At 47.5% G+C, this 10,663-nt stretch carries 14 protein-coding genes; 1 reads left to right on the forward strand and 13 read right to left on the reverse strand.

Features of this window, described 5'->3' with window-relative positions:
* Position 1 precedes the first annotated feature (1 nt).
* The 9 genes from ACFTRD_RS19080 to ACFTRD_RS19120 all read right to left on the reverse strand — a co-directional run bounded on the left by ACFTRD_RS19080 (position 2) and on the right by ACFTRD_RS19120 (position 7,585).
* The gene (locus tag ACFTRD_RS19080) at positions 2–301 is read right to left on the reverse strand and encodes a DUF6809 family protein (RefSeq protein ID WP_379382692.1); all 300 of its coding nucleotides are present in this window, start codon (positions 299–301) and stop codon (positions 2–4) included.
* A 145-nt stretch (positions 302–446) separates the two neighbouring features.
* Positions 447–626, reverse strand: coding sequence for a ribbon-helix-helix protein, CopG family (locus ACFTRD_RS19085; protein WP_090901180.1), 180 nt, complete (start codon positions 624–626; stop codon positions 447–449).
* A gap of 317 nt (positions 627–943) precedes the next feature.
* On the reverse strand, positions 944–1,333 hold the full coding sequence (locus tag ACFTRD_RS19090) for a DUF5071 domain-containing protein (RefSeq protein ID WP_379382694.1): 390 nt from the start codon (positions 1,331–1,333) through the stop codon (positions 944–946).
* A gap of 28 nt (positions 1,334–1,361) precedes the next feature.
* A complete protein-coding gene (locus ACFTRD_RS19095) occupies positions 1,362–1,955 on the reverse strand; it encodes a hypothetical protein (protein WP_379382696.1) in 594 nt (197 codons plus the stop codon).
* Between the two features lie 104 nt (positions 1,956–2,059).
* Positions 2,060–2,374, reverse strand: a complete 315-nt coding sequence (locus tag ACFTRD_RS19100; RefSeq protein ID WP_379382698.1) for a hypothetical protein — start codon at positions 2,372–2,374, stop codon at positions 2,060–2,062.
* Positions 2,375–2,754: 380 nt separating this feature from the next.
* Positions 2,755–4,470 carry an ABC transporter ATP-binding protein gene (locus ACFTRD_RS19105; RefSeq protein WP_379382700.1) on the reverse strand — a complete coding sequence of 572 codons (1,716 nt, stop codon included), beginning with the start codon at positions 4,468–4,470 and terminating at the stop codon, positions 2,755–2,757.
* Between the two features lie 43 nt (positions 4,471–4,513).
* Positions 4,514–5,545, reverse strand: a complete 1,032-nt coding sequence (locus tag ACFTRD_RS19110) for a FecCD family ABC transporter permease (protein ID WP_379382702.1) — start codon at positions 5,543–5,545, stop codon at positions 4,514–4,516.
* A 1-nt stretch (position 5,546) separates the two neighbouring features.
* A complete protein-coding gene (locus ACFTRD_RS19115) occupies positions 5,547–6,602 on the reverse strand; it encodes a FecCD family ABC transporter permease (RefSeq protein ID WP_379382704.1) in 1,056 nt (351 codons plus the stop codon).
* Between the two features lie 245 nt (positions 6,603–6,847).
* The gene (locus tag ACFTRD_RS19120) at positions 6,848–7,585 is read right to left on the reverse strand and encodes a glycerophosphodiester phosphodiesterase (protein WP_379382706.1); all 738 of its coding nucleotides are present in this window, start codon (positions 7,583–7,585) and stop codon (positions 6,848–6,850) included.
* Positions 7,586–7,794: 209 nt separating this feature from the next.
* Between ACFTRD_RS19120 and ACFTRD_RS19125 the strand changes: the two genes are divergently transcribed.
* Positions 7,795–8,127, forward strand: a complete 333-nt coding sequence (locus tag ACFTRD_RS19125; protein ID WP_379382708.1) for a hypothetical protein — start codon at positions 7,795–7,797, stop codon at positions 8,125–8,127.
* 169 nt (positions 8,128–8,296) lie between these two features.
* Here the strand turns inward: ACFTRD_RS19125 and ACFTRD_RS19130 are convergent, their stop codons facing one another.
* From ACFTRD_RS19130 to ung, 4 genes are all read right to left on the reverse strand, one after another.
* Positions 8,297–8,422 carry a YjcZ family sporulation protein gene (locus ACFTRD_RS19130; RefSeq protein WP_379382710.1) on the reverse strand — a complete coding sequence of 42 codons (126 nt, stop codon included), beginning with the start codon at positions 8,420–8,422 and terminating at the stop codon, positions 8,297–8,299.
* A gap of 115 nt (positions 8,423–8,537) precedes the next feature.
* Complete coding sequence (locus ACFTRD_RS19135) at positions 8,538–9,122, reverse strand: LOG family protein (protein ID WP_192268866.1); 585 nt, start codon at positions 9,120–9,122, stop codon at positions 8,538–8,540.
* Between the two features lie 231 nt (positions 9,123–9,353).
* A complete protein-coding gene (locus tag ACFTRD_RS19140; RefSeq protein ID WP_379382712.1) occupies positions 9,354–9,773 on the reverse strand; it encodes a hypothetical protein in 420 nt (139 codons plus the stop codon).
* 20 nt (positions 9,774–9,793) lie between these two features.
* Positions 9,794–10,462 (reverse strand): uracil-DNA glycosylase, encoded by a 669-nt coding sequence (gene ung / locus ACFTRD_RS19145; RefSeq protein ID WP_192268870.1) that lies wholly within the window; start codon positions 10,460–10,462, stop codon positions 9,794–9,796.
* Positions 10,463–10,663 lie beyond the last annotated feature (201 nt).

A 10,663-nucleotide genomic window follows, 5' to 3' on the forward strand; every position in this document is an offset into this window, starting at 1 on the left:
ATTAGTCCAAAGAAGTCGCCAAAACCGACTCCTCACGTTGACTCATCACTTCAATCAGCATGTTGGCCCCCAGTCGAAACCCCTGAATAAATGCAGCTTCGCTGTGCATGCCATCACATTGACCACACAAGTCAAACAACTGTTCAAGCTCGCGAAATTCGTCCTCGCTCAATCGATTCTTCCATTGTTCCGTCATGTCCGCAATTTGTCGGCCTAATAATTGATATTCAGGATGAGTTGGCATCATCATCTCGTCTGGGCGAAGTCGCCCGCTATAAAGTGCTTCCAAAATCGAATTCATGTGCATCCTCCTAGGAATGTGATCGCATCGACTTGAATGAGCGTTCTGCACATGGTAGGATATTTATGCAGTCAGCTCATTCTCATAGTGATTGCGGGATAGGAAGCAGCGCTGTTCTTTCCGGGACGAACGCTGCTTCCTTTTTTTATTTTTGGAGTTCGTCGTAAATCTTCTCAATCCCTTTGCGAACGATGTCTGATCGGTTCGTATTTAGCTTCTCAGCCGAAGCATCGAGCTTGTTCATAATTTCCTGATCAACACGGATTTTGATCGTTTCGCTTTTGGGATTGTCAGACAACGGACGTCCCATCTTCTTGGCGGACATTGCTTCACCTCACTTTTTGTGCCAACAATAATAGTATAGTTGTTGTTGGCACAAAAAGTCAATTTATTTGTAAAACATATGTTCGTTTTTTTCGTGGATTGTAGATTAAACATAAGCAGATCATCAATTTACTCCGCAAAAACATCACTCAAGTTATATTAGGCTGGAGGCTTGAGTGAACGCCACCGTATAGATTTGATTTTTTTCCAGAAAAAACAACCCTGAATGGCCAGTCCGTTCAAGGTTGTTAAGGACTGCTCTTTAGTATGAACTTTTCTGAATCACTAAACTGAAAAATGTGTTTCTTAAATCACTTGTTATTGTATTTTATTCAGTAATGGTATGATAACCTCATCCAATTCCTCTAGTACCTCATCTGCCGTAGGATTTTCTAATATCCTTCCCAAATCATCCTTCAAGATAATCAAATATTGCGAAGGCAATCTGCTAATCATCAAACCTGTCAGCATAACATATTCCCACTGTGGATCTTTGGTTTTAAATACATTTTGGATATGGGGAATTAGTTCTTCTCCGAATCTCAAAAGTAAATCTTCTACGGATTTGGAAATGGGCCAATTTCCATCTTGTAACCACTCAAACAGCTCCGGTAAAATCTCTTTTAATTCCTCATTACTTAATACACTTAGCTTACGCACCGCTCCAAAATCATGTTTGTCTTGAGGTAACATCTCTCTTATGTTCATACAACGCCTCCTCCCCTCCATCATACAGCTATGAATCCCCCCATTCTCCGTCCTGGATCTCGACTTGCTCCTCGTCCTTCACGATCACATGAACGACTTGCCCTTCATTCGCTGTCATCGCATCTCGCATAAGAATGGTCCATGTCCCTGAATCTGCATCAAATCGGGTATCTTCAATGACAGGAATATGGATGTTCTCTGCATCAGGTGAGCGCAGTGCGCTTCGAATCGCATCCACATCCGTCATATGCGCACCAACCGGTGTCACGGGGCACGATATGGCGATCGTTTCTGCTCTGGCTTGCCCGGGATACGGCTCGTTTTCCGGACTGCCATCGGTCCAGATTTCTACGTAAGCGCCGAGATGTGGATCAGGCGCATTGGAGAACCATTTTGCCGGATAATACCGACTCGCTCCCGCACTTGCACTGAAATCCTCATAAGCAGGCTCAACGACCAGAATGGAATCGTCCTTGCGATCCACGACATAGCCGGTAAACCCGTTTTCCATTGAACTTTCTGCTCCCGTTCGCTCATTCACACATTCGCCCTGCCGCGAACAGCCTGTAAGACATACGATGAGAATCAACAAGGATATATAAACAAGCCAACGATGAAACATATGTAATTCCCCCTCCGTGAACTGTTTCTCACCTAAACGTTCCCTATATAGGTAATGTTGCACAGAGGAGAAGCACTGCTAACATGAACATCACGTACATCCAATCACTTCTTCCGGTACTGCTTGAATGCATATCTTCCCCATAAGAACAACCCTACACATAACAAGAGGGCGCAATATGCCCAAACAAACAGCAAAGCCAGTCCAAAGCCGATGTTGGCACCGATATAGCCTCCCTTCAACTCCGTATATAGTGCATAGCCCAAAGGTGCTGTTCCTAGCACAAAAATCCCGATAAACCATCCGCCCCAACGTCTGAACTTGGATTTTTCCCCACCGTGTCCCGTCTTTTTGACCCCTTCCCATAAGAACACCAGTATAAGGATCAAGATCAACCAGGTCATAAACAATTGCAACATCGTGTTTGCCTCCTTTAGAAGAACCATTCTTACCTCAATGCACAAAAGAATCCCGTATATATATTTATTTTACATGATGGGCACTTTCAATAAAGGAATTCGTTTTTCCTTCATAACGATAAAGATATGTTTAGAATGTTGATGTGCAAGGCAGAGCATCCTGATGAACGCATTACGCAGCAGAACACCCTTTTCCTTTCACTAATGATTACCCTAACGGATAGGATGTTAACGACCTTTGGGGGACCAGACTGCTCCTTTCCCATACAACTGCTGAGGCAGAGACAGACGTTTCTGTAGCTGCACAAAAAAATGCCTTCGTCTTGCTCCTGTTGAGCCGACGAAGGCATATCTGCAAATGCTGTTGTATCCTGTTACATTCACGCACCAAACTGCGCATAATGCAGGCGACTGTATACGCCACCAGCTGCAAGCAGTTCCTCATGACGCCCTTGCTCCGTAATGCCCTGCTCGGCCACAACGATAATGCGGTCTGCATTTTTGATGGTAGCCAATCTGTGGGCAATAACCAGGGTAGTCCGCCCTTCAGACAATTCCGCAAGTGACTGCTGAATGGCAGCTTCCGTCTCCGTGTCGAGCGCAGATGTGGCTTCGTCCAGGATCAGAATCGGTGGATTCTTCAGGAACATGCGTGCAATCGACAAGCGTTGCTTCTGTCCGCCAGACAGCTTCACGCCGCGTTCCCCAATCAGCGTATCCAGTCCCTCCGGCATGGAATTAATGAGTGTTTCCATCTGCGCACGGCGAGCGGCCATCCAGATTTCGTCTTCGGATGCATCCAGCTTGCCATAGGCAATATTCTCCCGGATGGACCCATCGAACAGGAACACATCCTGCTGAACAATACCGATCTGGCTGCGCAATGAATCCAGCGTCATGTCCTGGATCTCCTGACCATCAATCGTGATGCGACCTTCCAGCACATCATAGAATCGAGGCAGCAGACTGCACAGTGTTGTTTTCCCTGCACCGGATGGTCCAACCAGGGCCACTGTTTCACCAGCCTGAATATTCAGATCGATGCCTTTAAGAACAGGCTCCTGATCCGAATAGCCGAAGGTCACCTGCTCATAACGGATATCTCCGCGCAAGTGGGATACCTTAACGGCACCCGGGCGATCTTCCACATCCGGTTCCATGTCGAGCAGCTCCGTATACCGTTTGAACCCCGCAATTCCTTTTGGATACGTCTCGATCACAGAGTTAATCTTCTGAATCGGCGTAAGGAACACGTTGGACAGCATAATAAAGGCAATAAATTGTCCATAGCTCATACTGCCATTAATGACAAACCATGTGCCGCACACCAACACAAAGAGGGAAACCAGCTTCATCAGCATGTAACTGACGGAAGAGTTCCAGGCCATGATTTTGTATGCGATCAGCTTGGTTTGGCGAAAACGGCTGTTATTCACAGCAAACTGTGCTTTCTCATGCTCTTCATTGGCAAAAGCCTGAACAACGCGAATACCACTTACATTGTTTTCGACACGTGCATTGAAGTCCGCAATATCCCCAAACATTCGGCTGAACGCCTTGGACATTTTGCTGCCAAAATACAACGACAGATAAATAATGAGCGGCACAATGATAAATGTTAACACGGCCAGATTTCCGTTAATGCTCATCATGATGCTGAATGCACCGATCAGGGTCATCACCGCAATAAATACATCCTCCGGACCATGATGGGCAATCTCGCCGATATCCATCAAGTCATTCGTCATGCGAGACACCAGATGTCCGGTCTTGGTATTGTCAAAGAAACGGAACGATAGCTTCTGTACATGATTGAAAAGAGCCTTACGCATATCGGTTTCGATATTAATCCCCAGCTTGTGTCCCCAGTAGGTAACGACAAAATTGAGGAACGAGTTTAACAAATAGATGGCGAGCAGTGCAAGACATGCCCATAATATCCAATCCCAGCGTCCTCCGGGCAACAGGTCATCCACGACTCGATTAACGGCGAGCGGGAAGGCCAGTTCCAGCAGAGCTACGAAGATCGCGCAGCTAAAATCTAAGATAAAGAGCTTTTTATATGGTCTGTAATAGGTAAAAAAACGACGAAGCATGGGCTAAAGCCCTCCTTATAGCAACCACACAACATGATTACTTTTATTTCGTCCTACTCAAGAGGAACAGAAAATATGGCGCACCAATGATCGCAACGAGAATACCTGCCGGGATCTCGGATGGCTGCAAAATGACACGTCCCAGCGTATCTGCCACAAGGACAAGCAATGAACCAATAAGTGCGGATGCAGGCAAAAGAAACTGATGTTTTGGTCCAACGAGACGACGTGCCAAATGTGGACCGATCAGACCCACGAAACTGATCCCTCCGCTGACGGATACGCATGATCCGGCCAGTCCCACGGCCGCAGCCAGCAAGATCAGTCTTTCACGCTCCACCGGAGCACCAAGACCACTCGCTGTCTGATCACCGAGGTTCAGTACATTGAGCACACGAGCTTTATATAGAACAAGCGGCACAAGGACAAGGAGAAACGGCAGCAGCGCCATTACGAATTTCCAGTTGGAACCCCAGATGCTTCCAGCCATCCAGGTCGCCACAAATTGGTACTTCTCCGGGCTGAGCCGCAGGGTGAGCACAATCATGGCCGAGCTGATCCCTGCCGCTACACCGATCCCTGTGAGCAGCATGCGGGTAGGCAGGAGACCCTCTCCCTTTTTATAGGAAAGTACATAGATCAGAAAAGCAGCAAAGGTCGCCCCGATCAGGGCCAGAATAGGCAGCAAAAATATCGGAGCCGCTGTCGTTGTCGGAAAAAAAGAAACAAATAACATCACAACCAACCCAGCCCCAGCATTGATACCGAGAATACCTGGATCAGCCAGAGGGTTTCGGGATACCCCCTGCAGGATACAACCGGATAGCGCAAGTCCGGCACCGACCAGAACCGAAATGACAATACGCGGCAAGCGGAATTCAAACAAAATCAGGTCCTGCTTGGGTGTTCCCCCACCAAACAACGTACGTATCACTTCAAGTGGCGAGAGCTTGGTAAACCCTGTATTCATACTGACGATAAAAGCCGCAATAATTAACGCGCCAAGTACAATTAATACCATGGTGCTTTTGGTTTTCTTTTTACGCTCTGTTTGAACCAGCGTTGAGGATTCCATATTACAGGCTCCTCCTTTCTTTACGCGCCAGATAGAGGAAGAAAGGTACCCCGATCAGGGCAACCAGGGCGCCAATCGGCGTCTCATATGGCGGGTTAATCATACGTGCGGCCAGATCTGCGAATACAAGCAGCAGACTGCCCATCACAGCAGAACAAGGAATAATCCAGCGATAATCGACCCCAACCAATTTTCGCGTTAGATGGGGGATGATCAGACCCACGAAACCAACCGCTCCAACAACGGATACGGCTGCACCCGCAAGAATCAGTACCACAATCAGACCAACCAGCTTAATCAGCCCTGTACGTTGACCCAATCCAACAGCAATGTCTTCTCCCAAACTAAGCAGCGTAATGGAACGGGAGATGATCAGACCTGCAATAAGTGCACCTAAAATCCAAGGGAACATGACTTCCAGTTGAGACCACTTTGTTCCGGCGACACCACCGGCTGTCCAGAATGCAATATCTTGTCCAACCTTGAAGTACAGCGCTATTCCTTCACTGAATGCAGAGAGCATCGCAGATACCGCGGCACCTGCCAGTACCAGCCTGAGCGGCGTAAGTCCCGATTTGGACGCTGCACCGAAACCATAAACCAGAAGAACGCCAAGTCCTGCCCCCAGGAAGGAGTACAGAATGATATACATATACGGCATGCCCGGGAAAAAGGCAAAACAGACAGCTAGCGCAAATCCTGCGCCGGCATTCAGTCCGAGCAACCCGGAATCTGCCAGCGGGTTACGGGTCATCCCCTGCATAATTGCACCGGCTACAGCGAAGCAGGCACCAACCATCGCTCCACCAAGAATGCGCGGCAACCGAATCTCCCATATGATCTGGTGTGGAGTGAGGTCGGGATTGAAATTGAAGATCGCTTGCCATACTACGCTCAGCTTAATATCTGCCGCTCCAAACGAGATGGACAACGCCATCCCAAGAGCAAGCAGCAGAACCCCCCCGGTCAGGATTAATGTGGCAGCCCAGGGACGAGTGTGTATATGGGCGGTCGGCGATTCTGTATCGTGACTTGCCGGTGAAGCTTTCGAACTCATATGCGCCCACCCTCATTATGAGTGGAGTAGACATATCCTATGTACATACCAATCACCTCTCTATTAATACCAAACTAATAACGATAATGATATTGATTATCATTCCCATAGATCATTGTAAGTCAACTAACGGTCTCTGGCAATGGACAAATGGGACAAGTTTATTGCATAAATGAATTTTTGTATGCAAAAAGGCTGCATCGGATCAACAGATCCCATGCAGCCTCATGATCTCATTACTATAATTAACGGGTATGTACAGCAGTTAGCGCTGCAAGTACATCAGGGACATCGGTAATGATCCCTTGCACACCCATGTTGATTAGTGCCTGCATCTCGGCAGGATCATTCACTGTGAACGGGTGCGTTGCAATGCCCTGAGCGAGCGCAGAAGCAACTTCTTCTTGTGTTACAGCCAGCTTATAGGGATGAAGAGCAGAGGCTTCGAGTTTGGCTGCATAATCATACGGACGATACAACTTTTCCATATATAGAAGTGCTGTGCGGATTTCCGGAGCTAGACGTTTGCACTTCACTAGTGAGGCATGATTGAAGCTCGATAGGATCACCTGTTGTTCCATATCCCAATCCCGAACTGCTTTTATGATTTTTTCCTCCATTCCCTTATAACTAACCATTCCATTCTTCAATTCCAGGTTAAGTAGAATATTCTTCCCACGCACCAGATCGAATAATTCATCCAGTGATGGAATGCGTTCCCCAGCAAAATTGGCATGAAACCAGATGCCTGCATCAAGAGAACGCAATTCTTCAACCGATTTATCCTTGACCCAACCTTCCGTTCCAGCTGTTCGACTTAACGTCTCATCATGAATTAGCACCAACCTGCCATCACTGGACAATTGCACATCCGTTTCTATACCTGTCGCCCCAAGCTGCAAGCTGCGTTCAAAAGCAGCCATCGTATTTTCGGGACAAATAGCAGATGCTCCCCTATGGGCAATGATATCTATGCTTCTCATTCCAGCGCCTCCCTGAGTTAACTCTATGTTTCTCACTATAAACGACGTTTGTCATACCTGTATAAACAGAGCGTTTAATTTCACGCCCCGCATATAGGACAACATCTTGTAAGCTGGGGATTCACTCATTTTGCGAACTCAATCTGTAGAGCAGACATAACATAGTATCAGTCATAGACAACTGCACTCCGCTGTAAGGAGGTCGCCCTTTGAAACCCCTAACGAAGAAGAAATCGGTATCTCCCAAATCTTCCTCCAAAAAAGCTCCCTTACCTGGAATTTCTGCAAAAAGCAGATCCTTCAAACCCGGCTGTAAAACACGAACTCCCCCCCGATCACGCCAATACATGAAAAAGGCATCTGTTCGGGGTCTGGCCGTACCTGACAAAACAAGCAATCAAACTTCCGTTGCTACAGCACAGCACGGGCTCGATCAGTTAGCTCTTATCTCTGCCATCCTTCTCCTTATTTCCGCCGTCATTGGAGTATACATTGCCTTGAAAACACTCAGTTTGCCTGGTAGTCCGGAGGTAATCATCTAATACTCCGTCCAATCTCTGTCTCTTATCCATTGAGGCAGGGTTCTTTTTTTAGACAGAAAAAAACCGTTCCCCTGAAACGCCGGCCGCACCGGCGTCTCTTTGGAAAGGCCATTTCTTCATCGGGCGTCGCCCGAGCGACTCTGACACCGTCCCGGAATGGCTGACTGAATTAAATAATGAATGTGCGGGAAATGATAACGAGCAGGATGAACAACACCAGAATTGCACCTGTGGATGTCCAGGCTCCACCGCCGAAGCCTCCGTACCCGTAACCTGCGCCTTTAATTTCGCTCATGAGTGACACTCCCCTCTTAAGAAAGTACACTATAGACTATGTCTCGGGTTTGAAGTTGCTTGGGCAGAACGGAAAGTTTTCCGCAGGAGCGGGTAATCCAATATCATGCATGCAGTTACTTCTCATTCAGCTGAGTCCATTTCTGAGTCAATTGTGCAGGGACATACGCTGCCATCCGGGCAAGCAGCTCGGCAGGGTCGGATTCAAGACTCCACAGACTGAGATGTGAAGTATTAGAGAATCCTTCGTGCACACTATGCTCCACCATTCTCATTAGCGGCTCGTAATATCCGTTCACATTCAATAAACCCACCGGTTTACGATGAATGCCGATTTGTGCCCAACATAATACTTCGAATAACTCTTCGAACGTTCCCATCCCACCAGGAAGCGCCACAAATCCGTCAGAAAGTTCAGCCATCGTCGCCTTGCGTTCATGCATCGTTCCCACTTCAATTAGTTGGGTAAGACCACCATGAACAACCTCTCCCCGGAACAAACCCGTCGGCATGACACCAATCACTTCTCCACCCTGCTCCAGAGCAGCATCTGCGACTGCACCCATTAATCCCATGCGCGAACCGCCATAGACAAGTGAATATCCACGATCAGCGATCTGTTTCCCCAATGTTACAGCCTGTTGTGTATAGTCGGGGTGATTCCCCGGGTTCGAACCTGCAAAAACACATATACGTTTCACTGGAATTCACTCCTTCATTTATCTATTTCATTAGTGTATACCACGAGTGTAAAACCTATGTTACATCACCAACTTGCTCCGCTCAACAAAAAAAACACCCGACCGTTTGCAGCCGGCCGGGCTCCCATATCAGTATATATTATTTAGAAGGGGTTGTTACTACTTACTATAACGGCCTAACATTAAATCCGTATGATCTTTACATGAAATGAATATTAAATATCAGCGTACTTATCGTATTCCACGTCGTGAGCGCACAACAAACATATGCTTGTCCTTACGAAGAACCCGGCCGTCTGCAAGCTCAACCTGATCATCATCATGGCGTAAAATGGTTGTGGATAACGCTACAATCTTGGCCCGACGCCAAATCATAACCTCTGATTTGAAATAGATGGCATTTTCAAATTGCACGGCCTTTTTCATCACATATCCAACCTTATGCACCTCGGAACGCGCTTTTTTCAAGGGAAGACTCTCTTCAGGCAACGGCCGGATCATTGCGATATTGTCGAACGATACTTTGATCCGTTTCGGTCCGATTCGTACACAATCCGCTTCTTCATCCCACTCTACCAGTGTTCCTTTCAATGGCTCTCGTATGCCAGTTGCCCGATATACAGCTACTTTTCGTCCTACCCAATGTCGCAATGTTTCCACCCCCATTTTGTCTAGATTTCCGGTATCGTCCAATCAATTGGCTCAATACCCTTGGAGGTCAGAAAGTCATTGGCTTTGGAAAAAGGACGACTGCCCAGAAAGCCGCGATGCGCCGCGAGCGGACTTGGATGTGTAGATTCCAGCACCAGATGTTTATCCCGGTTAATGAAGGCGCCCTTCTTCTGGGCATGACTGCCCCAAAGCATAAATACCATCGGTTCTGAACGTTCATTTAATGCCCGGATGATAGCATCTGTAAATGTCTGCCAACCGAGGCCCTGATGGGAATTCGGCTGTCCTTCCCGTACTGTCAGTACGGCATTAAGCAACAGTACGCCCTGCTCCGCCCAATGAACCAGTGATCCATGATTGGGAATCGGCAAACCCAAATCCGCGTGAAGCTCCTTGTATATATTTTTCAAAGAAGGAGGAGTTCGCACCCCGGGTCTGACTGAAAAACTTAATCCGTGAGCCTGACCCGCTCCATGGTAGGGGTCCTGACCGATAATCACTGCTTTCACCTGATGATACGGTGTCAGTTTCAGGGCCGAGAACAAATCCTCCTTGGGAGGAAAGATGGTCTGTGTTTTATATTCAGCGGCGAGTTCATAACGAATACGGTTGAAATACTCAGCTTCGGTCTCTTCCTTGAGCACAGTGTCCCAATCATTATCAAACATATGTATAGGCTCCTTTCCCTGATGAATACATACCCGTGCAGCCCTCATAACGGACTGCCACCTGCGAGAGCCGCATGATGCGACTCATAGACTATCCACCATTTTAACATAACCGGGGACAGCAGACCAGAAGTGTGCAGCAAGGCATAAGTCACCTGTAGTACTCACGTTGTGATTAAGGAATATCAGACCCGCCTGATT

Origin of the sequence: Paenibacillus sp. NPDC056933 (genome assembly GCF_042674385.1) — a bacterium.
Taxonomy (GTDB): Bacteria; Bacillota; Bacilli; order Paenibacillales; family Paenibacillaceae; genus Paenibacillus.